Below are 24,254 nucleotides of genomic sequence, written 5' to 3'. Positions count from 1 at the left end.
ATGGCGCTGGTGACATGGATCAAGCAGAAGGACAAGATCGACGGCACCATGAAGAGCAAGGTGTACTCCTTCTTCGAGAAGCTCCAGAAGGACGACACCGCGCCCGGGCTCCACATCGAACCCATGCATACACCTGCGGACCCCCGTGTGCGGACCGGCCGCATCGACCTGAACTACCGGGCTGTGCTCTTCAAAGTGGCTTTCGATACCATCCCGCACTACTTCTACTATGGTGCCTGGCCGCACGACGAGGCGATCGACATCGCCCGCTCCAGCGTGCTTCAGGTGAACTCTGTTAACGGAGTCCTCGAGGTCATCCGGGCATCCACGCCCGACGGCGAGCAGCCTCCTGTCCCGCCGGTTCCTCCTGTAACGCCAGTTGTTCCTGATGCTCCGACGCCGGAACCCGACGTCGAAGGTCAGGCGCCTGGGGAGGAGCCGGAGTCACCTCGCGAGGAAGCCCCCGAAGCCTGGGTCAACCCGCTGCTGGGTTGCGGCATGGATCCGGCTGAGTTGGTGTCAGAACTTGGCCTCGCCGCGGATCTTGTGGGCCGGGCATTCGACGCGTCCTCGGACGAAGAACTCCTGGACGTCTTGGACGAGGCGCCGGAGTGGCAGGCGACTGCGCTCCTTGAGCTGGCTGCCGGCACGTCCATCCAGGAGGTCCAGGACAAGCTGGCGCTGAGCCGCTACGTGGATGACCCGCAGGCGACGGAAGAGGAGAAGATCCGGAAGTCACTGGAGCATCCCGCCACGAAGATGCAGTTCACGTTCGTGGGTGACAATTCCGACGAGCTTAAAAAGGTCATCGAGGGGGGAGACTTCGATTCCTGGCGCACGTTCCTTCATCCGGAACAGCGTGTCTATTCCGAACGCCATTACAACGGTTCCTTCCGCCTCTCTGGAGGTGCCGGAACGGGCAAGACCGTGGTCCTTCTCCACCGCGCGAGGATGCTTGCCACGGCTGAACCGGCATCCCGAATTGTCCTGACCACCTACACAACGACCCTTGCTAATTCGTTGGAAAGCGGCTTGTCGAAGCTGGATGCTGACCTTCCCCGGGCGGCAAAGCCAGGAGCGCCCGGCATCCATGTCTCTGGTGTTGATTCACTCGTCAGCAAGGTGTTTCGCGGTGCTCAGGAGACGGAGCAGCGCCGTGCCATGAAGGATCTTTTCGGGCTGGAGGTCTCCGCGCCGGGGAAGATTCTGGACGCTGAAAGTGCCCGCCAGCAGTGGGAGTCAGCCCTGGCCGACGTGGATCATCAGCTGGAACTCGAGCTCGCCAATCCGACATTCCTCCAGCAGGAGTACGAGACGGTGATCCTGCCCAACTTCATCAGCGGCAAGGACGAATATCTTAAGGTGCCCCGCGCTGGTCGCGGCACGGCCTTGAACCGGGCGAAACGGCTTGCAGTCTGGAAGGTCGTGGAATCCTACCGGTACTACAACCGGATCGAAATGCATGCCTCGTTTGTGGAGCTGGCGCACCTCGCTGCTCTGGTGCTTCGCCAGCGTGCAGAGGCCAGCGGAGCACGTCTTCTTGATCATGTACTGATCGATGAGGCGCAGGACTTGCACGCCGGCCACTGGCTGTTTCTCCGCGAGCTGGTCCAGCAGGGACCGGATGACCTGTTCATCGCGGAGGATTCGCACCAGCGCATCTATGGCCAGAAGGTCCCGTTGTCCCGATTCGGAATTGGCATCGTCGGCCGATCGCGCCGGCTAACTCTGAATTACCGCACCACCCGGCAGAACCTGGCCTACGCCGTCGGACTTCTCAGCGGAGCCTCGGTGTCGGATATTGAGGGCGATCAGGAGTCAATTAATGGCTATACCTCTTCGCGGGTAGGGCCGCGGCCGGAAGAAGTAGCTTCCGCTTCCATCGCTGAGGAACTGGACAACCTTGCTGACTATCTGCGGAAGTGGAAAGACGAAGGGGTGCCGCTGGAGACCGTCGGAATCCTGGTGCGCTCCAATTTCCAGGTCGGCAAAGTTATCAATGGGCTGAACGAACGCGATCTTGAAGCCAGGACAGCGGGTGCGGCGACGATGCCCGGTGTGCCGTCAGTAATGACGATGCACCGGTCCAAGGGCATGGAGTTCACTAGGGTTGTTCTTTTCGGGATTTCGGACCAAACCCTGCCGGCTTCCTATCAGGTGAGGGACCTGGCGCCGGCTGAGCAGGCCGACGCCATTCTCCGTGAGCGATCGCTGCTGTATGTCGCGGCAACGCGTGCCCGCGACGGTTTGGTTGTGTCGTGGAGCGGGAGACCATCAGAGCTGCTTGGTACAAATTAGTTTCAATACTTATCAATGTCAGTCACAACCAATTGGGGGAGTAATGACCGTTAGCACGGCTGGGAAGAAAGCGCGCTGGTGGGACGGCGATGCCTCGCAGCGTTACTGGATGGAACTGGTCAACGTTGACACGTGGGGGAGCGAGCTCATCGCTCCGGATACGTCCCGATACGACCTGATGCACGACGTTCGAATTGGCGATGTCGTTCTTCATTGGGTGGGGAAAAACAATCCCATGGGCTTCAAATCGGGGATGTACGGCGCCTCGATTGTGGCGGGCGAGCTGCAGCCCCGGGCGGGGGACTGGTTCGGTAAGCCTGCCAACACGATTCCCCTCACCAAGTACACCGCGCTTCCCCGGCCATACCTGCTGACAGACCTGCGGGCGGACCACCAGGAAGACATTCTTGGTGTCAAAAGTGACCTTGAACGCGACTTTACGGACACGGCCGGCCTCACGATCTACTTTCCGTTCCAGAAGCATCCCACTAGCGGACTCAAACCAAATCAGGGCTATCTCTTCAAACTGCCCGCGGAAGTAATCAAAGCAGTCTATGGTCTGCTGCCCGACAGCGACTGGGGCGGATTCGACATTCCGCTCGTTGCGCCGCCGGTCGGGGGACAGAACGGCGTGAAGCAGCGCTACGCGGGCTTCTGTGCTGACCCGATACTGAAAAAGGCGATCGAGATGCAGGCAGTCCGGCAGGCAGTCGCCCACTACGAAGCAGCCGGGTACAGCGTCGAAGACGTCGGAGCCTACCGGTCCTACGATTTGCTCGCCACACGCGGAGACGAAGAGCGGCACATCGAAGTCAAGGGTTCCCAGGGATACGTACAAAAGGTCATCCTGACGCGCAACGAGGTGACGCACGCAAATGACTATGGTCCGACGGACCTGGTAGTGGTGGCGGACATCCAGTGGGAGCGCCACCTCGACGGTTCTATCGCCACCGATAACGGGACGATGAGCGTCTACCCCGATTGGCGGCCATCTCCAGAGAACCTGAAGCCGCTGAGCTACGAGTACTTCCTGGACTAAGCAACCGATTTAAGGCGACATGGACTGGAGCTCAACCTGTTTGGGGGGTCGGAGGTCCGACCCCCCAAACAAGATGTCAGTAAACCTTGTCGGCAAGCTTGTCTGCGAGGTCCGCAGGTGCAAAATCGTTCGTGTGGTAGGTAGTCCACCCCTGCTCCGCGAGCCAGTCATCACGTTCGTCATCCCGCTCGACAAGCACTGCCACGCGCGCAGTCGCCCACGAGAGATCCACTTGCCACTGGTTGTCGGGGCCGATGTCGGCACCCCAATCCCCGAGCTCTACATCGACTTCCACGAGCTCGGGAATGAGTTCCTGGAGCTCGGGACCGGATTCGGAGAAGACCGTCAGCCACGGGCTCTGACGAATGCTGAGAGGGATGTTGTCGTTGAGGGGTACGTCCGAAACGCCTGGTTTCTCAACGCCAGCCACGGCGATGGGGTTGAGCGCTGCCCAATCCTTGAAACCAAGCCCGATCTGACCATGGACGCCAAAAAGTGACCCCCGGTCGAGATTGGAATTGAACAGCTCACAGCTTGTTTCCGGCACAAGGACGCAGCAGTGGCAGGCGGCCAGGTTACGTGCATCGGTACCAGAACCGCGGGATTCGATGCAGACAGGATCCGCTGAACACCACGACGTGCGGAACAGTCCTTCGTCCAAAGCAGGCCCGAGGCGCCTGGGGCTCGCCTGTGCAGCGATGCCGCCCAGGCTGCCTGCAGAGTCGGACGATGCCGTATACAAGAGCACTCCGACTTGATCCGGACCCACATAGAGCCGTTCGCGAATCGATGACGCAGGGTAGCCGGCGTCCAGCGAAAGCTGGTCGATGATGATGTGGGACAACGTGTGAATCAGGGTCTCCACGATGCTGACGGGAACCGGGTCCTGACCGCGCTGCTCAGCCGCACGTTTCGCGTTTAGGCGGAGGGTTTTCTCCCTGCCGGCTGCGAAGTCCGTTTCAGCCCAAGCCTCAACCTGTGATCGGTCCAGAGCCACAAAGAGTCCCTCACCCAGCGTCTCAATTGCGGGCAGCCAGTTCTGGCGGTTGTCGTCAGGTGAAAGCGGCGACAGCTTGGCGTCAGGCTTGTCTTCACTCCTTGGATGCAACCGGCTAAAGCCGTACAGTGCGCGGACCTCCCTGAGCCGGGTGACCTTTCGGGCGGCATTGATCCAGTGCTGGTGGGCCTCAGGCACTGCCACTTTCTCGGCGACGAAGTCGGTGTCCGGGCTGTCCCGGCGCCCGTTCATCAGCGCTAGGAATTCTTGCTCCCTGAGCTGTTCTTCAGAGAGCTCAGTTTCCTCATTGCCGTGGAATTGGCGCTTAATTTCTGCGCGAAGTTCGTCAGCTGAGAAGCGGCCGTCAAATTCCTGCACCACGCCCTCAAGAACCCAGGTGGAGCCGGGCTCCAGAGCCTGCGGTTGACTAAGCTGGGTGGCTTTTGACGTCACCACCTTGGCGAGAAACTCGGAGTAGGGCGGAATGGAAATCGCGGACCGAACCACGGGGAACCAAACATTCGAGGCGCCACGCTGAACCGTCTTGGGCGCTTTGCCGCAGTCGCGTTCCCGGTAGCCATAACCGAGCCACGGTCGGTTTCCCTGGCACTTCATTTCCTTTAGCGCGACGGAGTTGAACGCGTCTGCCATAGTCCGAGATTTCCCGCACGAGCACCGAACCACCATGTCGGCGAGCGACGAAGTGCGGCCCTCGGAAGCGAGCGATAGCAGATGGTCAGAGTCGCCGCTTGGCGTGAAACCGTGCACCCAGTAGGAATACGGGAAGTCATCGATATGTCCGTCCTCGCATGCCACGACAAAGCGGGACGGCGTGAGCGGTGCCAGGGACTTGCACAAGCCACACTTAGGGTCTTCGTAGGAGGCCTGCAGCTGCTGAATACGTCCTAGCCGGTTGCAGCTGGGGCACACGAGCATCTGCGGAAAGCGGACAACCGGAATCTTCCCGCGCGCGCCCGCTGGCGGCAGCAGAAGCTCGGTTACCCTCAAGCTACGGGCCAGGCGGGGCTCACTGACCGGCTTCAGATGCTTCGTGTCCCACTGATCGATGCTTGTGATCATGAAGCTGTTGTTTTCGGCGGGGAAGAGGCTCCCTACCCCGAACGTGGAGATCAACTGGCTGCGTCGGGCAGCGTAGGTCTTTCTAGCCAAGGGAGGCGTCCTTCCTCATAGGGGCCGGCCGAAGGGCGGTTTCTGCATCAACGTCGCGCATGCTTCGCGGTGTCGGCCAGGGAATGCTGCTCGTGCTGTATACGAAGTCGGGATCTTCGAGGGCCTTGCTGGAATCGATTAGAAGGGAGCGAGGCGAATTCTTCTTTCCTTCGTACGGCAGGTCGGCGTCCGCCAGCGCAGCCTTTCGCCAGAGGTTCAGTAGCCGCTCGAGCTCCTCGCGGGTTGCGGGAGCCTCTTCCCGGTCCACTGCATCTACACGGTTGCCGATCCAGGACATTACTTCGTCCACTGCCGGGGACTCGTCCCTGACATGGCCAGCAGTGCCCCGCAATTCGGGCACGAGCATCCGCAGCGCCGAGACAAGCGTGGCGTGCAGTCCGCGGTCTCGCGACCGAGCCGCGAACGGAGTGGCACTCGTGGCTTCCACGGCACGGTAAAGAGCACCGTGGAAGTCGTTGAACGATTCATAGTGCGACCGGTCCCGTGTTCTCGCTGCATTGAAGATCGTGACGACCAGACCCGGGTGCTGGCGCCCGACCCGGCTGGTCGCCTGGATGTACTCAGCGCTCGACTGCGGCTGACCCATGACGGCCATCAGTCCTAGACGATCCACATCCAGACCGACCGAGATCATGTTGGTGGCCAGCACCACGTCTTCGGGCTTTTGGCTACTCATCAAGCTCTTCTCGAGGGACTTTAGCGCCTCCGGAATTTTGTGGTTTTCCACACGGCTGGTGAGCTCACTCAGTTGGATCCCACGCCCCTCCAGCCTGCCGTCTCGCTTGGCCAGCAGATTCAAGCGGGCTCTGACATCGTCGTACACCTGAAGGTATGCCGAGCCAAGCACGCGGAGACTGTTGAAGTAGCCGATCAGCGTCCAGTAGGGGTCGCGGTCCTCGGTTGCAGCCCCTTCGATGACGTTGGATGAGTGAAGTAAGGACGCGTAGGTGCGAACCATGAGCGTGGCGTGGCTCGTACCGGATGCGAGAACGCCGACATATTGCCGCGTTCCGAACTGGTCGGAGGGCGCTTTGTTGGCGAAGAATGAGTCATCCGGGTCAAGCCCCGGCGGCGGAAATAGACTGGATTCGCGGTTGAAGACGGATCGGATCTGGTCCTTGGCTCGTCGAATCGTAGCCGTTGAGGCTATGATTTTGGGCTTTCGGTTGGCGGAGCCACCTTCACGTCCGATGCCGCTGGCCGCCAGGTCGACCGCCGTTTCAAAGAGGCCAACGGTTGAACCGAGCGGTCCCGAGATGAGGTGCAGTTCGTCCTGGATGATGAGATCCGGGCCAAGATCGGCGGGAGACAAACGTCCGAATAGGGTTGCGATCTCCCCCCGCCATGACATACCGGCGAACTTATCCACGGTCCCGATCACGAGTTCGGGACGTTCCCGGTAGACGTCTGTGTCGATGATGTGAACGGGTAGGCCGTCCACAAACTCGCACGCCTTGTTGGAGCAGCTGACGAGCATCCGGTCGGACGGCACTTTGACGATCCGATAGTCATCGACCGTGAGCCGAGTGCCGCACCAAGGGCAGGCCTCGATCTGCTTCGGGTTTCCCTCAACTACTTCCTGGTTGTTCCGAAGCTTGCCTAGGTTCGTCCGGGCAGTAGCGATGTCGTTGGGCGTAGCCCCTCCGCCTACCCAGAGCCCGATGCCGAACGGTGCATCGCCGACCCTATTCTGGTTCTCCAGCCGCACAGATTCCAGGGAGCAAATGAGCATGGCAGCACGCTCAAATTGCTGGATCGTCAGAAGCCGGAGTGTGTAGCGCATTATCACGGCCACGCCCCGGACACTCGTGTTTCTCAGCCGCCGAAGTATCAGAAGGTAGGCGACGAGCCCGAGATAGGCTTCGGTCTTTCCTCCGCCTGTGGGGAACCAGAGAAGATCTGCAACATCGCGTTCTGAGTGCTGATCGTCGGTCACTGACGGCAGGTTGATGAGGATGAATGCAATTTGGAACGGGCGCCACGCCTGGGCGCCGAGTACGAACTCGCCCTTGCCTCCCATTCGCACCCAGTCCTGACGCGAACGCTGCATGTGCATGGCCTGATTCGCCAGCTGAAACGCCTCAAAAGCTTTCTCGTCGTTGAGAAGCAGCAGGATGCCCGCCTTGATTCGGCCGTGGGCCGTCCCCGCTTGCTTCATATGCTCGGCCGCGACACCCCGCAAGTGCTGCGGGACATGGGAGTGACCGTTTGCTGTCATCGAGTCACTGGATGCCGTGATCCACGATGAGTAGTCCTGCGCGAGCAGGTTTAGCTGAGCGACGACTTCGTCGCGCGTCGCGGAACCCATGAACGACAGCGATAGGTTAGCGCCGCTGACGCCAGCCATGGACCGGTGGACATCCTGCCGGGGGACGAACGTCGTTGTAACACGCTGACAAAGCCGGCCGTCAACGTCGGACACCTCCACCTCGACCGCGCAGCCGTGCCCGGCGCCGAAGATCATGTGGTTTCGGTAGAGGAGCTCGGACGACGCCAGGTCGGGGTCCGAAGGAACGTTGGTACGCAGCTTCGAACGATCCACAAGAGCGGGATTCGGGGTGTGAACGGAGAGTCCAGCCTGGAACCAGCACGCGACGTCTTTATCTGATGTCGGGTCAGGTTTGGGCTGGGTGTTCCGCAGCACCACGGTCACGGTGACGACCGCCTCTTCAGGAGTGCGTACCAATGCGTACAGCTCCAGGGCTCCGCCCTCCAGCAAATGCCGCTGGGGCCCAGCTGAAGCCAGGTCGATCACGATCTCGGGTAGTTCCGCTGGCGTACGCTGCCAGTCATATGCATCGCGGCGTTTGCTGCCGCTGTCCCGGACGGTAGGCACCGGGGCATACCTGGCGGCAGTGGGCGAGACGAGCAGAACCGTAGAAAGTGCTGTGTCAACGGAAACGGTCAAGCCCACACTGCTGGGATAAGTCAGCCGGGCGTTGGCCACAGGGCTGTCCACGGAGGCCTCGCCAGAAGCAGCCGCCACGGACTCAGGCTCATCGGGCGCCTCTGAATAGGTCTCGTCCGCCGCCGGCCAGAGTACTCCCGTGACATAGCGCTCAAGGGGGCGCTCGGTGATGAGCTCGTCGGAAGCACCGGGCCCGTAGAGGTCCGTTACAAGCCGGTCCACCATTTCGCGGCGGAAGGCGTATTTGCTGTCTAGGGTCGACACTGTCATTCTCCTAATCCTTGATCCACCTGATCAGTCCGGTAAGCCGCGGCACCAACCACATACCGGAGGAACCGAGCCCGGCGAGTCTCGTTTCCTCCGGATGGCCGGTGGCGCACTCGATGGATGTGACCCGGGCGCCGGTAAAGGCAGTGGGCCACTCTTGGCTGCGGTTGCCCTTGAAACCGAAACTCCTCTTCAGCGCGAACGCAAAAGATTGGCTGGTTCGGCCGAGTCGGCGGCCGTCGCTCGTGGTCAGCTCGTAGCGAGGAATTTCACCGGGCTCCGGCTGGGACTCAATGCGGCCGGACACGACTTCACCCAGAAGGTCATCGAGAACAAGGCCGTCCTGAACGGCGTGAGCGTCTCCGTCTGCGGGGTAATAGGGCGAAACGTCGTCGATGTCGGAGTTCAAGAACTCCATCCGCGCCGTGTACTGCCCGTACTTCCCGAAAGCCTTCTCCAGCCATCGTCCCCTGGACCCGTCGGCGTGCTTGAGGATCTTCTTCGGCAGCTTGGTCGAGACGACCTCTTCTCGAGCGCGGCTAAGGGCTACGTACTTCTGCTTCAATGTGGCTGCGTTCTGCTCTGCGGCGGGAGATCCAAACTCCGGCTGCAGATAGAGGACATTGGTGAACTCGAGCCCCTTGGCCCGATGCACCGTCGAAACGATCAGCGGAGCGACGTCGGCCACTGTGAGCGTCAGAGGGACCGACCTGCTGCGCAGTCGTTGGCTGAGCTGGGGGACATTCAGGGAGTCGTACGCGGAGAAGTTGCCCTCGGCTGTTTTCAACGCGAGCCAGCGGTCGGCTGCTGCCTCTCCGGAAAGGTTGTGCAGGCGGGACTTGATCTCGTCGGCGTCGTACGTCCTGTCTTCCAGATCTCTGAAGACCTGATGAACCCACGGCACCACACTCATGTCCTGCGCCTTCCGCCGGATCAGGTGCGGATATCCGTTCTCCCACAGAAGTTCACTCGCGATGAGGACTTCGTAGTTGGTCGAACAAAGTAGGGCTGTTGTGTCGCCGTCATTCGGGCTGAGCGCTCCAGACTCGTTTAGTACGGAGGTGCTGGAAACTTCCCTGCGGAAGTCGTCAAGGAGGCTGTGTGCGGCCTCGCACGCTGGGTCGTCGAGTGCTCCCAGGTTGCGGATCTCGTCGCCAACGGAGATGAGCTCCCTCGTGCGGTCGGTCACCGCCCTATAGTGCTTTGCCAGCGTATGTTGATCGGCGTCAAATTCCTCGACAAGGGTATCGATGAGCTCCGCCGAGGTGCGTTTGGACTCGGACTCTTCCAACTGGAAGTCGTAAATTCCCTGCAATGGGTCGCCGAGCACGGTGAATCCAAGGTCGTCGCCGAGGGCGGAGAACAACGCCAAAACGAGCTCCGCGCGGTCTCCCACGAGGTCCTGAGCTTCGTCGACCAGGATGTGCTTCAGGTATGTGAGCCTATCGGGCGTCTTGTCACCGGCGATGTATCTGGTGGCTTTTCGGATCCGGGCGTCGAAGCTGTCGCCCAGAGTCTCTTCGTCCATGTCGATCAGAATCTGCGCGGCAAAGGAGTCGAAGGTTCGGATTTGAAGCCCGTCAAGATCATGGATTCGTGCTCGCTTCCTGACAGCCTCGACGGCGGCCCGGGAAAAGCTCAGCACCAAAATTTCATCGGCGGGGTTGAGGCCATCTTCCACCAATGTCTTCACCCGAGCCAGCAGGACCTCGGTCTTGCCTTGGCCGGCTGCAGCCGTGACGAACATCCGTGCATCAGGCTCCGCTTCCGCGACCGCTCGCTGACTTTCGTCGAGCTCTATCTCAGCGAACACTTATCGCCTCGTTCTTCCACAAGTAGTCCAACTGGGTAAACGCCAGCTTCTGACCGTACTGATCCAAATTGTCCTTAACGTTGACGATCAGGACTTCTTCGCTTCCTCCGTTGAGTGGTCCGCGGAGACCTCGACCGATCATCTGGATGTATTTGTTGGGAGAAAACGTCGGGCGGCAAACGTACACGGCATCGACCTTGGGTGCGTCGAAGCCTTGGGTAAGCACATCGAAGTTGGTCAGCACGCGGATCTTTCCGTTGCGGAAGTCCTCGATGATTGAACGCCGGTGGCCCAGATCGGTCTTGCCGGAGATGGCGGCTGCTGGAATGCCTTCAACTGACAGGACAGCTGCGAGAGCCTCGGCATGCTCAACCGAAGCGGCGAAGACCAGAGTCGGCCCCTTCGTTTCCGAAGCCTTGATGTGGTCCAGAATGGCTTCGTTTCGTTGGGTGCTGTCCGCTACCTGCTGCAGGTCGATCCGGGCCTCAAGCATGGCGCTTTGGGAATCCTCGTCCGTGGCCGAGCGCATGTCTTTCAGCTTGAGCTCGATACCTTTCAGCTCTTCGTGGTTCACCTTGGCTAGAACGCCCATGCCTTGGAGGTACTCGTGGGCGTTCTCCGCGCTGAATTCGTCTGGTTCAATGAGGTTCTTGTCGAAGCGTCCAACGAGTCGCTCGGTTTCCGTCTCATTCGAGCCCCGGTAGGGGGTGGCCGAGAGTCCGAGAAGTGACCTCGACTTCTCGTGGAACGAACGACCGAACCATGAGAGGACCGAGGTATACGATGGCGCAGTCGCACCGTGGGCCTCGTCGATGATGACGAGGTCCGGGTTCGACATCCAGTCGTAAATCTGACGCTTCTTTTGTTGAATGCTGAAAAGAGTCTGAATAGTCGCCACCACGAGGTGAAGCTTAGTTTCTTCACGAACAGCACTGTTTCCACCCCAGAGTCTGCTCACAGCCATTCGTTCACCCGGGGGCCCAGCGGCCTGCCACACATAGGTCCACGTTTCGATGGCCTGCTCGCAAAGTTCATCAGATTGAGCAACCCAAATGACCAATCGATGTTGCTCTTTGGGGGAAGCTGCGATATCCCGAATAACCGACTCAACGGCTACGCGGGTCTTGCCGGCCCCCGTGGGCAACTGAACCAAGCCGCGGCTGTGCTTCGTGCGCCCGGCGAGGAGGTCGCAGATCTTCCTGCTGGTGGTTTCCTGGTACCGGTGAAGTGGATTCAAGCCGACCGGTCCTACAAATTCTTCGCGCTCGGGCTTCTTCTTGATGGACGCACCAGCCATGGCAGGCGAGAAGCCCAGCTCTCTAACAAATTCCTGTGCGGTGCGGCCGCCGCTGAATTGATCCGGTGTTTCGATCCCCGCTTCCGACAGTGCAGGCTTGAGCACTTTGAGAAGGCTGCTGCCGTGCAAATTGCTGACGATTTCGAACAGCCGTTCGTCGGTCAGTTCAAGGTCTCGTGCTTCCAGCATCTTCGTGACTGCGTCGGGAATGAGCTTCCGAAGGGTGTCGCGGCCGACCAGCTCGGCGATCTTGCCTGCATCCGTCTTTTGCTTGCCGGCGTTAATGATGAGAGTGTTCGCTGCGTCATCTTTTTTGAGCTGGCGCATCGTCTGCATGACCTGTGAGGCGGCCTTCTTGCTTCCAAAGGCGCCGAGAATGGTTGTCAGCAATGCCTGATCGCCTTGGGGCGCGCGGTAGTAGAGCACTCCGTCCTGAAGATACGACGCCTTTGGCGTGGCTTCGGAACGTGAGTCGAAGCTATTCGTGCGGACTTCATCGACGGATGCGCAAGGAACACACAGGGTCTGAACAGAAACTTCACTCGCCGCGCGTTTGAGAAACGGAAACCGCGATTTGATACTTGCGGGTTTCTCCCCCTCTAAGGGGGCCGCGCTGACCGATGTGTGAAACTCAACGGTGACCGGCTTGAGACCCCAACGCTCTGTGAGCGCTTCATCGAGATCCGAGTGACCGGTGTAGAGAACTGGAACGCCAGCTGACTCGACGAGGTAGTCGCGGGACGCGAGGTCTACTGCCAGAACTACGTCTGAAGTTAGGTACCGCGAGTTTCGTCCCTCACTCAGAGGAGTTAGAAGCTCCTTAGGTGGACGTACGTCGAGGACGGCGAGAGCCCCATAGAGTTCGTGGACTTGCAGCATCGGTAAGTGCTGTTCAGCAAGCGAATAGACGAAACTCCATTGGATCTTGCGTACGTCGGTCGGCAGACCTAGCGCTTTCGCTTCCTCCTCACCAGGAAACGGCAAATAGTCCGTGGGTACCCCCTCGACTTGCCCGACACATTTGTTCGTGTTTACCAGCCCCAGCGGCGTATCAAAGGCGCCGTGGTTCTTGACCCACCAAAGGTCCGGTCCGTCGATGGTCTCAGCGGCCCGGAAGCCGCTGCTGAACTCAACTTTGGTCGGGTACTGTGGCCGGCTAAGAATAGTGCGGGTGACCTTCGCCCGGGTCGATGCTGACGCATCAGCCAAGAGGTGAAGACCATCCGTAGTCAAGGCCTGGCTGAATCGGATCCCTGCCTCTGAAAGACGGGCCAGTCCATTGCGGGACTGATCCGAAAGGCGGCCAGCCTCCCGGGCTTTCCACAAATCGTATGTGCCCCCGGCTCGGACCATCTTCGCGTCCGCAAGAGTCGTTCGTGCGCCCAGGTTGCGCAGTAGGGCGATGTCGTTGGCGTGAAACTGGTCGTCCACAAGAACATGCTCATCCCCGATGTTGGTTTGGGGAATCAACCCACCCGGTAGCCAAACATCACCCAGCTGACGCCAGTTATGATCGCGGCAGCGAACCAGAATTCTTGCAGGATCCGTCCTCTCATTCAGTATGGAGAGACTTTCCGGGACGGCGAGTGACCGAGTTAGTTTCCAGAGTGATCCGGCCAGCTCTGTATCTAGGTAATCTTGAGCGACGTCGCTAGCTACCCGGCTGACGATGCCCCGGCCGTCTTGGGCCTGAAGGTCGAGCGCACGCAGGAAGCTGTTCGCATTCCCGTGATGCATAAGTTCGTATGACACAACGTTGGCCGACTCATCGTCGGCCTTCATTGGAAGGAACACTCTCGAGATGATTGGTGGTTGGACGCTCCCGTCCGACATCAGCACAATTCGACTGCGCCGCATTGCAGGCCGATAGTCGCTGTAAGACTTGTCGATGAGGGCAGCTAATTGCAAAGCATTCTCGTAGTCCTGCAGGTCTCCACCTGCAACAACTTCTTCCAGCCACTCTTCGATGGATGCGCGCTTGAGGTTCGCTTCCTTCAAAATGCGCATGACCTGAGAGTCCCGCCGCAGGGCTGACGGGTGCAGCCAGTGCCGGTCCGCAGTGACCCATGAGTCCCAGAGAGCGATGAGCCTAGTGGCTTCTTCCAGGGCAGGTTGTACTTTGATTTCGCTGGGGAGCCTGAGGACGCCTGATCGGTCCGGCAGGCTCGGTGCGAATGGCAGGATTTCAAAGATGGGTTTGTTGATTACAGAGTCGGCCCACGAACTTGACTCCTTGTCACGCGACGGGAGGATATCCAAAAACAAAGCTGGATCTTCGGGTGTTCCGAGGTCTGGCAGGGCGCTTGCCACCATACGAGGAATCGTGCGGGTAAGAATTTCGCGGTTGTAGAGGGTCTCCAGCATGCTGTGGCGGTCTTCGTTCATTTTGAAGGCCGCGTTAATGATGCCGCGAAGCGAAGTCTCGTGCTGAGTCGGGAAGTAGTTCCAGAAGCGGCCCATCTTGCGCCGCTGGTTGCCTGTCAACGGAACAGCCCAAGTCACGTCGACATTTTGTCGCGCAACGATGCTTCCCGCCTCGACCGCAGCTTGGTTGCTGACTTCGTGCTTACTCTTGAATATCAGCCACTCGCTGCTGTTGGCGCCCTCGTAGAGGCTGACACGATTGCCGTCCCGCGCTGCTGTCCAGGTCCAGGAAGAGTTTTGGGCCCTGTCCTCAAATTCAAGGGAACCAATTCTGTCGGAGAACAGGAGGAACTCCTCGGGAAACTTCTTCATTTCGTCCGAGAGCCAAGAGACGCTGCCACTCAAGGGAAGCTTGACCACCGTGGTGGCCCACTCAAAAAGCTCAGAGAGGACGGGGTCCTGCGCGGCTTCGATGTCGGGGTCCACCGGAGTGGCCAGACGAAGAATGGGATAGGCGGTCAGACCCGGGTACAGGCCTTCGAGAAGGTTGCGGCTTTGATCCTGGCTCCACGAAACCGATCCGCTTCTGCTGAATATCCGAGGTTCTGCGGTGACCTGAATAACCGATTTGAACCCGAGGCCAAACCGGCCGATCTCGTCGTCTCGTTTCTCGGAGGAATGAGACAACATTAGTGTCCTAAAACCCGCCTCGGTGAAGGGCCGTCCCTCGTTCGCGCAGTAGAGCGCGTCTTTGGTCAGGACGACCCGGATGCGGCCGCCCGGTTCCTTTATGGCGTCAGCAGCGTTTTGAACAAGTTCGTTGAGCTGCTTGCGACCGTAGCCGCCCTGGGAGATAGCCGCCTCGATGTTGCTGTGTTCGCGAATGAGGTCCGGGCGGACCCGATACGCGTTGAGTGCGCTCTCAGTTTCTGCTGCAACGAACTGGCTCAGCGGCGAAGCCGTCCCCGCCCATGATTGCTGAACCATCATCGGTTCCGTCCCCCAAATCGAGATAAGTGCTCTCGGCCCCCGCCGAAGTCTTCACGACAATATTTACCATTGAGAGGCGACTTTTCTGCGAAGCTCGGTCTGCGAAACGAAGTGTTCTACAAATGTTGCACTAGTTGGCCTGCTATGGCTCTACCCAAAGCCGTCGGAACAGCGTTGCCGATTTGCTTGGCGATGGCCGTTTTAGACCCGACCCACATGCGGTCGTCCGGGAAGCCTTGCAGCTTGGCCGCCTCGAGATGGGTGATTGCCCGATGCTCTGTCGGGTGGAGGTAGCGACCCTTCTCGGGCTTGAAGAACTCGGTTCGCACGGTTACCGAGGGGCGGTCCCAATGCATGCGCCCCATGACGTCGCCGGAGCCCGACTTATGATTTATCCAGCATGGCGCTTTGAGCCTGTCAGGAAGATTGAATCTGTTTCCGCCTTCAGGGATCCACCCGAACCGTTCAAGAGATTCCCGGGCGTAGTCACGCCCGAGATGCAGCTCGGAAGTACGGAAAGCGCCAGCAAAGATCCTCCCAGCGAACTCTGTCGTTCGTTCCGGGAGCGTTGTCGCTGACACCTGGGAATTTAGGCCCTTCAGCGCTTGCCGCACCGTACGGTGACGACCTATGTGCGTCGGCATGGGGAATCCGGGGAAGGGCAGATCTCGGTGATGCCCAATAAGGATGGCCCTTTTGCGTGCTTGCGGAGCCCCATAATCAGCCGCGTTTAGAACATGCCACTGAAATGAGTAATCACCGATGATGCCATCCTTGCCAGTGGCGTCTCGGAAGTCCTGGAGCTGCTGCGACTTACTGAAAGCGGGAACGTTTTCGACGATGAAGTATTTCGGTTTGGCCCTGCGAAGCGCTTCAGCGTACGGCCGCCAAAGCTGATTCCTGACATCGTCCGGGTCCTGCTTGCCTAGCTGAGAGAAGCCCTGGCACGGCGGTCCACCGATCACGACATCCACTTCGGGAACGGGTTCTTTGACGAGCCAATCCTGAATCGGCCCGGGGTAGACCTTATCGCCGAACGTTGCAGCGAACGACGCCGCCGCTGCCGGCTCGAACTCCACAGCACGTTCCGTGACGAACCGGGGAGAAGCAGCGTAGAAGCCTTGGGTTAGCCCGCCCGCTCCGGCGAAGAGGTCTAGAACCGTGATGGACTTGGCGGTCTTCTTGCGGCCGTAAGGAGCGGCTGGCGGAACGGGGGTCTTAGTCATGGTGGATTAAGAATATCGGCTCATACACGCGCAGCAGCCCAATGACTTGTCGGCTGTACACTGACCTTCAACGCGCGGCGTCTTAGCCTGTGCTTCGCGGTGGGACGAGCCAAATGAATTGTTTTCCGCGAGTCTAACCGGTCCTCTCGCAAATCGCTCGGCAATCCGGCGGCAGAACAGCGTAACGTCTCAGACGGGGGCAACGGGAAAGATGGTGCCGGCATATCCGATGATTAGGGCAGCTTCCTTGGTCCTGAGGTCTGAGGACCGCTGCAAGCTGAATCGTCTGAAGGGACAACAACTTGACGCAACTCAGGGGTGTTTTGGGTTCGATGGAGGCGCGACACATGGCGTGGCCGCTCTCTGAAGCGATGGTCTGCGGAACCCAGGAGCCAATCGAGCCGCTCATTCTTCGCATGCAACAAAAGCAGTTTGATTATTGCCCCGTAGTCGATAACGGAGAGCCCGTTGGCATCTTTAGCCGCCTGGGAGCGCCCGCTAGCGTCGCGCAGGGCACACAGGCGCTCAGGATTGGTCAGCTGATCTCCGCGGATACTCCGATACTAGAATTGGCACGGAAGCTCGATGAGCATGACTTTATATTCGTCCTGACAGGTAGCCGTATTTCGGGCTTCATAACTCCCTCCGATCTAGGCTCAACGCTGGCGAGATCGTTCGCCTATCTTCAACTCGCGTCGGTGGAAATCGGCCTGTCTGACTTCTTGCGTGGCCGCTTTCATCGCCAAGAGTTTGCGATCGAGCACTTGACCCAAGCTAGGCGGGCTGCCCATGCGGTACTCGTAAGCAGCCTCAGGGAAGCGGACCAGTACATCGATGATATTGCCGCATGCAGTCTGGAGGACCTGCTGAGACTGGCCGGCAAGGACGCAGTGTTCCGTGAGGCACTCCCAGCAGGCCGCGGCTGGCAACGTCTCAAGTCTGGGCTTTCGGACTTTCGAAATGACGTCATGCACCCGGCCCGTCCTCTTGTCGGCCCCGGCGTACGCGATGTGGGCAAATTTGTAGAGAAGATTGAGAACTTGCAGATCCTGGCCCACACTGCCGACAGGCTCAACGCGGCGCCGACGTCGCTCGGAATTGGATCAGAAGTGAGATAGCCCCGTCATTCTCCCGAGATTCAATACCCGACGAGCTCATGGGTCGTCTTAGGCGAATGCGTGAAAACCGCTGTGGTTGCGGCAACAAGAACTGCATATGTTAGCGGCCATGGAAAACTGCCCGCAGGCGGCTACTGCCCTCACCTGCCGCTCGCACCACATGGTGGCCAGGCACGTTGCTGCCCGAGACACGGGCCAGCCGATCGCGGAACCGGTCTATCGAGGCCGGTTACGGACCCGTTCCTGCCCAAGATCGAGGAATGGATAGAGGCCTCCAGAAGCAAGATCCCCGCGAGAAGTCTCGCATCCCATAAGGAAGGATGGCTGCGAGATCAACGATCAGAGCCGTGTTCCCTGCTGGATAGCGCTAAGGGTGTGATTTACGATTTTCGACTGGGCGTACGTTTGCCCAGTTCCCCGTAACGTCAAACGCCGCTGAGGCCCTCGGCGGATTGATGCTCCAATATTCATCTACGTGGATCACGCCGACCAGCGGGGTGTCCTCGTCGCCGATTTGGATGGGCGACATGTCAACGATGTGGTCGGTGTTGTGGCTGCTTACGAGCGGTTCGACGGTCCCGGCCGGGAACTCAGGCGCATCCCCGCTCACGTTTGGGATCTCGGGCTGGCTCTTCTTTGAGCGGATCCAACGCTGCCCAAACCGTTTGCCCCCGGGCAGTAATGTGGTGTTCCACAGCTCCGTCGCCCGCGGAATGACGACTTGCCGCGCGTACGGTTTCACGACATTGTCAAGAACAAGGTTGGCGAGTTCCGCATATTCCTTGATACGGAGATCCTCGGCCTCTTTTTCGCGTTTGACCCGCGCGTCGTGTTCACGGTTCAGCCACTCGTCAAACTCAGGGTCAACCTCAGGCTCGTTGGCTGGCTCCGGAAGCCTCGGATTCCGGTATTGAGTGATGAGAGAGCCGTCGGCGTTCCGGGCCCCACCCGAACTCAGCGAGTCGAGGGGGATGGGGTTTCCGTCCTTGTCGTACTCGGCGACTTCGACCAGCACTTCGCGGAACTTCGACTTGTCTTTATTCATTGCCCCTCCATGGCTCGCCACGAGCCTATACCTTGAGGTGGAAGTGAGGCAGGCGGGTGACCAACTTTTGTTGAGGCCGAATTGGCGTGTAATGAGCGCCGCCTTGTAGTGGGACTCCTGCCCGGTGAGCTGCGACATTCAGCTGAGAATCGGAGTGGCACGGCGCGCCGACACCGTTGGTGATCTTGAACACCAGCCGCGCTGTGTAGGTTCAGCTATGGGCTTGTCTCGGACCACCCCTTCCTGGGGAAGCCGATGACAGCAGATGACAACTGATTCACCCAGCTAGGAATGTGCAGTCATGGCGACGAACGAGAACAAGGCATGAAGCCCGAGAAGGTCAATCCGAGGGAGGTCTTTTATCAGCCCTCGAGAATGGTGGTGCCTCTTTTCCAGCGCCCTTACGTCTGGTCCAAGGAGCGGCAATGGCAGCCCCTGTGGGAGGACATAGCGCGGCTCGCTGATGTGCTGGCCACGAAAAACCCGGCCGCCACACATTTCCTCGGCGCTTTCGTCGTACAGCAACTGCCTTCCACGCTTGGCACAATGCAGGAGTGGAGTGTCATCGATGGTCAGCAGCGACTCACGACGCTCCAGATCCTCCTCGACTCACTTCACTCACAGCTTGACGACCGCGGTCTGACGATGCTCGCGGCACAGGTCGAGCCGCTCATCGTCAATCCGGCCGCCTTCCTCAAGAAGCCTGAGGACCGCTATAAGGTCTGGCCGACGAATCTCGACCGGGTGGGATTTAAATCGGTCATGAGCGCCCCTGCTCCGATTGACTACTCGAGCGTCGTGCCATCGCGGCTCGCTGAGGCGCATCAGTACTTCAGCGATTCCATAGGCGTGTGGCTCGACAAAGCGGACGAGCTCGAGATCAGCGCGAAGCTCCTCGTTGATGCCGTGTCCGGTCAGCTCGAGATCGTGAGCATTCGCCTCGACGCGACAGAGGATGCGCAGGCGATCTTTGAGACGCTGAATGCACGGGGCGAGCCATTGAGCGCCGCGGACCTCATCAAGAACTTCATCTTCCAGAATCACGCGGGCACCGAAGCGGAAGTCGAAGTCGCGTACCTCAGTAACTGGGCTGAACTCGAGACTCCGTGGTGGGTCACGCAGGTGACGGCCGGACGCATCTCGCACGCGCGCGCGTCCTGGTTCCTCTGGCACTGGCTGCGCGCCCGACTGCTGGAAGATTTCCCGATTCGAGAGCTATTCACGCAGTTCAAGGGCTACGTGACCGACAAGCGGTCCGACCTGTCCACTTTGCTACCTGAGATCAAGACGGCGGCGGATAGATATCGGTTCGTGATCGAGGGGGCGCAGGCGGTAAACGGTCCGTTGACGAGGGCACAATGGTTCAGTTACCGCGTCGGCACTCTTGATTCTGAGGTCGTGCGACCACTGTTGATCTGGCTCGATGAGGAGCCACAGCTCGATGTTCCGGAAGAAGAAAAGAGCCAGATCCTCAAGTACCTCGAAAGCTGGTTCGTCCGCCGCGCGATCGTGAAAGCGCCCTCGCAGGGCACAAACCGATTCATGGTCGACCTCCTCGTCCACCTCAGCAAGCAGCCGCACGATCGTCTGGCCATTGAAGTCCAGTCCTACCTCGCTTCGAACAAGACGCCGGTCGGGTATTGGCCGGACGACGCAGAGGTCACCTCGGCGCTGAAGGGCGCACCCGCATACAACAGGTATCTCCGGGCTCGACTCCGAATGATCCTTGAAGCGCTCGAAGACTACCGCCGTGGTTACCCTGATTGGAATGCACTGGCTATGGGGCCGATCGCGCGTGGGGTCGGTACGGTCGAGCACTTCCTCCCTAGGAAGTGGCGGGCAAACTGGCCGGATACTTGGTCGCCTGACGATGCTGAAATGAAGGCGGCGTCACGTGACCGCACTCTGCATGAAATGGGCAATCTCACCTTGGTGACCCAGAAACTGAATTCGAAGGTTTCAAACGGGTCATGGGCGACGAAGGTAGAGCACTTTCAGCACGTCAACGACGTGCTCCTCACGAACGATGTCATTCAGGCCGCCCCGACCAATTGGGACGAGACGGCGATCACTGCGCGTACGGCGAGGCTCGCGGCGTCGGTCCTAAAGGTTTGGCCTGCCCCAGCAGGACATACTGGACTCGCAGCGCAGCCGGAGCAGCCAGAACCTTCGGGGGAAGTCGACCTGGCTCTGCTTGTCTCGGAGGGGCTTATTCAGCCGGGAACCGTGCTCGTAGCTCGTCCCGCTGTCCTGAACGGCGCGACCGCCGCGGTTGGGCTCGACGGGCGCGTGTTTGTCGGCGATGTCGGTTATGACACGCCGTCCGCGGCGGGGGTGGCTGTCAATTCGGCCGACCTGTATCGGGGCGGCATCAATGGTTGGCGATTCTGGAAAATCCAAGGGTCTGGGAAGTCGCTCTGGGAGGTTCGCAACGAATACCGCGCCAGCCTTGGCGAAGATGACCAAGGAGACGAGGTCGGCGTGGACGCCCAAGTCTCAGAGCAGATCGAGGCCGAACTGGTCGCCGCAGAGAGCGCAGGCGAGGTTGACGTCGAATAACTCTTGGTTAATCGACGAATTGTCGGAAGCAACTCAGTGGATCGCGTCAGGATTAGACGTCCGCTACGACGACGAGTTCCGCTCACTACTTGGCATGTCTACTTTTTCGAGGCCTTGGGGGCCTTGGGAGTCTTTGGCGGCGGCCCGGCCACGTGCTCGAACGCCTTCTCCACCCAGGCCCTGGCGAGCGCCTCATCGCCGTCGCCCTCGCCGTTCCAGATCTCCGGCAATCCGGTGTAGCCGCCCATGGGGCGCTCGGCCGGCCCAAACGGAACGGTTCGCTCGGTACTTTCGAGCGTCGCCTTGTCCGCCTTGGAGAGCTTCACGCCGATGGTGGGACCGAACAGGCCAGTGAACATGTTGCCATTCACGAACGCCCCAAGCTTCCCGAACATCGGCTTGACGACGGCCTCGGGGAGGTCCGGCATCAGCGAGCGGAAGTGCTCCTTGCTAGCGTCGGACACTTTCGGCCTTTCCATGGGTGCTTCCGGAAACTGACGGCAATTGAACGGGTCTTCCTGCAGGATAAGCCGGCCGCTGGATCGCACAGGAGGCGCGGCCGAGATAGGTCAGAGTCATACGCCTGCAATGCAGGACTGAGACTGCCGTTATGCGCGAGCTGAACATGTTCTAGCTGCTGGGGGCCACGGCAATCCGAATCTGAGAGGATCGTAGGTATGTCGAAATCAGAGGTTTTCTTCCGCATCCTTGACGGGAATCGCATTCAGTGTCAGGTCGTCCCGCCTGAGGGGCAGAGGCTCACGCTCTCCGGCAGCAGCACGGACGAAGTACCCGAGTTCGAGAAAGGTGGGCTCGGTGACAGCCGCGCCTTAGTGACAAACGCGTGGGCCTTCGCAATAGCCAGGTACGAAGCCGTCACCAGGCCAGATCAGGAACAGCAGAAGAACGCTCAGAAGCGAGCTGAAGGGCACCAGAAGGTGGCCGAGTGGATCGCCGATCTGGCACACGACCTCGCGATCGAAGAGAAGTACGGGTGGTGTTCGGCCTGCTTCGGAGAGCACTCACACCGGAAGTCCAACCTGCCGATGGGACACGTGCCCGCATACCTGTGTAGCGACTGCGGATCGCCGACCTCGCCCTGCGCGGCAGGCCCCGTCTGCAAAAATATGGCCGTGCGCGGACAAGGCGCCATCGGGGTTCAGCGGTACTGCGCCGAGCACCGCCACGAGATCCCCGGCTTCGCCAAGGCCGACCGAAAGATGGGCGAGCTCAACAACTATGAGGAGTTCCTCAAATACGACAAACGCAACCTCGCCCGTGACATCAGAGTTGCAGGCTTCGCAGGCGCGGGCATCGCTGCAGCGACCCCTTTTGCCTACCTCGCGGCACCTGCGATCGGAGGGGCTGTCGGCGCGCTCGTTGGGGGCTACACCGGCGCCGCAGCCACAAGTTATGGGCTGGCGTTGCTGGGTGGCGGCGCGCTGGCGGTCGGAGGGCTCGGCATGGCCGGCGGCACCCTCGTGATAACGGCTCTTGGTGCTTCCCTGGGTTGCGCGCTGGGCGCCTCGGTGATGAATGCCTATGTCCGCGAGGACAAGTCATTCCATATCGAGATGCTGCAAGGAGGACCAGGCGTACCGGTGGTCGTCTGCAACGGCTTCCTCAGCGAGAACGGCAAAGGATGGGGCGAGTGGCATGACATCATCACCACGCGGTACCCGGACTCACCTGTCTACCGGGTCCACTGGGGCGCCAAGGAGCTCAAGGACCTTGGGGTCCTCGGTGGTGGCGGAGCGGCAACGGTCGTGGCCGTTGCAGTTCTGAAGGAGGCCGCGGCAAAGGCCGCGAAGATGGCGGCGAAGAAGCTTGGCCCACTTGCCCCGGCTCTGTTCGCAGCAGACCTGGCGAAGAACCCCTGGCACGTCGCTAAGAACCGCGCCGAAAAGACCGGTGTCATTCTGGCCGACCTGCTTGCCCGGACCAACGCGGAGTCCTACGTTCTGGTGGGCCACAGCCTCGGCGCGCGCGCGATGACAGTCGCCGCCCAGACCTTGGGCACCAAGCCCGACGGCCCACGGATTCAAGCAGTCCACCTGCTTGGCGCCGCCATCGCTGCCAAGAGCGACTGGCACACCCTGACCCGACGGGTCGACGACGCGGTCTACAACTACCACTCGACCAACGACGACGTCCTGAAAATCGCCTTCAGCCTCGCCCAGGGAGGACAGGCAGCGGCCGGCCTCAAAGGATTCACCCCGAGCACAACCGGAGTGAAGAACATCGACGTGTCGACAAGTGTCAAGAGCCACTTCCACTATCACAAGAACGTCAGCCTTATGTAGGACGTCGGGGAGAGGCCGAACGGCACGCAGGTGGTATCGATGCCGAATGAACGAGGGCTCCAGGCGGCTCGGGTGGTGGCAGTGGGGCTCTGTAATTTTCGCTCCTCATCACGTTCGCGAGTATGAATCTGCCCAGATTTGCCGGCTACGAGTAGGACGAGCCTGGGGACGTTTCTCGCTGTCTCGGTAGCCGCAATCCCGTGCCTGCCGCCACCGCAGTGATCGTTCTGCGATCGGACTGCACTACGAGGGAAGCCGCTGCCGGGCTTGGTTGAACCCAGCGGCGAAATTGGCTCGCGTATTGCCGAGGGGAAACGCGATCGGGCGGTCATGCAGGAGCGGAAGGCCAGCGGAGGCGAGCGGCAGATTAAGTATCCCGTAGAGATCCGCTTTCACCACGACGACGCCCACGGGATCAAGAGCCGATGCGCGCGCCACACAACTCGGAACGGCTTGGTGCAGGACTCGCCGACGCTCGGCAGCGCTGAGGGCATTGACTGGGTATGGGGCGAGATCGATGAGGAAGAAGCCGTCATCGCGGAGGCGTTCCAACCAGGGACGCTTCCCGCTTCGTTGTAGATCCATTTTAGAGGCGCCGTACATCGCTTCAACCACGCCACGGAACAGGTTGTCGGGACCAAGCCGGTCTGCATAGAAGAACCTGCGGGCCGAGACATCGCCGCCGTCGGCCGGCGCACTCTCCGCGATCATCAGCAACTTCACGCGGCTGGGTTTCCACTGACTGCGCAACTGCGCGTACCACGGGTCTTCGTCCGTCATGGGTTCAATGTATCGTCCGTACACGGGGGCGACCTATACATCGCGGGCCCCCACGTCTC

The 24,254-nt window shown here is 60.1% G+C and carries 13 protein-coding genes; 5 read left to right on the top strand and 8 right to left on the bottom strand.

Annotated features, from left to right (window positions below):
• A complete protein-coding gene (locus AC1DBQ_RS00785; RefSeq protein WP_476926670.1) occupies positions 1-2,298 on the top strand; it encodes a 3'-5' exonuclease in 2,298 nt (765 codons plus the stop codon).
• Positions 2,299-2,341: 43 nt separating this feature from the next.
• Complete coding sequence (locus AC1DBQ_RS00780; protein WP_476926669.1) at positions 2,342-3,337, top strand: protein NO VEIN domain-containing protein; 996 nt, start codon at positions 2,342-2,344, stop codon at positions 3,335-3,337.
• Positions 3,338-3,413: 76 nt separating this feature from the next.
• On the opposite strand, the gene drmB is transcribed toward AC1DBQ_RS00780, so the two are convergent.
• From drmB to AC1DBQ_RS00755, 5 genes are all read right to left on the bottom strand, one after another.
• A complete protein-coding gene (gene drmB / locus AC1DBQ_RS00775; protein ID WP_476926668.1) occupies positions 3,414-5,504 on the bottom strand; it encodes a DrmB family protein in 2,091 nt (696 codons plus the stop codon).
• A complete protein-coding gene (locus tag AC1DBQ_RS00770; protein ID WP_476926667.1) occupies positions 5,497-8,703 on the bottom strand; it encodes a helicase-related protein in 3,207 nt (1,068 codons plus the stop codon). The genes drmB and AC1DBQ_RS00770 overlap by 8 nt, the downstream gene beginning before the upstream one ends.
• Positions 8,704-8,707: 4 nt before the next feature.
• Positions 8,708-10,513, bottom strand: a complete 1,806-nt coding sequence (locus AC1DBQ_RS00765) for a UvrD-helicase domain-containing protein (protein ID WP_476926666.1) — start codon at positions 10,511-10,513, stop codon at positions 8,708-8,710.
• Positions 10,503-15,164: a DEAD/DEAH box helicase gene (locus AC1DBQ_RS00760; RefSeq protein ID WP_476926665.1), complete on the bottom strand. Its 4,662-nt coding sequence runs from the start codon at positions 15,162-15,164 to the stop codon at positions 10,503-10,505. The genes AC1DBQ_RS00765 and AC1DBQ_RS00760 overlap by 11 nt, the downstream gene beginning before the upstream one ends.
• Positions 15,165-15,280: 116 nt before the next feature.
• Positions 15,281-16,390 (bottom strand): DNA cytosine methyltransferase, encoded by a 1,110-nt coding sequence (locus tag AC1DBQ_RS00755; protein WP_476926664.1) that lies wholly within the window; start codon positions 16,388-16,390, stop codon positions 15,281-15,283.
• Between the two features lie 347 nt (positions 16,391-16,737).
• On the opposite strand from AC1DBQ_RS00755, the gene AC1DBQ_RS00750 reads away from it, so the two are divergent.
• Positions 16,738-17,508: a CBS domain-containing protein gene (locus AC1DBQ_RS00750; RefSeq protein WP_476926663.1), complete on the top strand. Its 771-nt coding sequence runs from the start codon at positions 16,738-16,740 to the stop codon at positions 17,506-17,508.
• 367 nt (positions 17,509-17,875) lie between these two features.
• On the opposite strand, the gene AC1DBQ_RS00745 is transcribed toward AC1DBQ_RS00750, so the two are convergent.
• On the bottom strand, positions 17,876-18,553 hold the full coding sequence (locus tag AC1DBQ_RS00745; RefSeq protein WP_476926662.1) for a hypothetical protein: 678 nt from the start codon (positions 18,551-18,553) through the stop codon (positions 17,876-17,878).
• A 324-nt stretch (positions 18,554-18,877) separates the two neighbouring features.
• Here AC1DBQ_RS00745 and AC1DBQ_RS00740 point away from each other — a divergent pair, with 324 nt between their 5' ends.
• Complete coding sequence (locus tag AC1DBQ_RS00740; RefSeq protein ID WP_476926661.1) at positions 18,878-21,112, top strand: GmrSD restriction endonuclease domain-containing protein; 2,235 nt, start codon at positions 18,878-18,880, stop codon at positions 21,110-21,112.
• 98 nt (positions 21,113-21,210) lie between these two features.
• Here the strand turns inward: AC1DBQ_RS00740 and AC1DBQ_RS00735 are convergent, their stop codons facing one another.
• The gene (locus AC1DBQ_RS00735; RefSeq protein ID WP_476926660.1) at positions 21,211-21,591 is read right to left on the bottom strand and encodes a TfoX/Sxy family protein; all 381 of its coding nucleotides are present in this window, start codon (positions 21,589-21,591) and stop codon (positions 21,211-21,213) included.
• A 198-nt stretch (positions 21,592-21,789) separates the two neighbouring features.
• On the opposite strand from AC1DBQ_RS00735, the gene AC1DBQ_RS00730 reads away from it, so the two are divergent.
• A complete protein-coding gene (locus AC1DBQ_RS00730) occupies positions 21,790-23,415 on the top strand; it encodes a DUF726 domain-containing protein (protein ID WP_476926659.1) in 1,626 nt (541 codons plus the stop codon).
• A gap of 243 nt (positions 23,416-23,658) precedes the next feature.
• Here the strand turns inward: AC1DBQ_RS00730 and AC1DBQ_RS00725 are convergent, their stop codons facing one another.
• Positions 23,659-24,195, bottom strand: coding sequence for a hypothetical protein (locus AC1DBQ_RS00725; protein ID WP_476926658.1), 537 nt, complete (start codon positions 24,193-24,195; stop codon positions 23,659-23,661).
• Positions 24,196-24,254: the final 59 nt, after the last annotated feature.

It is taken from the genome of Arthrobacter sp. 10T413_2, assembly GCF_056394205.1.
Note: the sequence above shows the minus strand (reverse complement) of the source record. Positions and strands in the feature narration are given on the sequence as shown.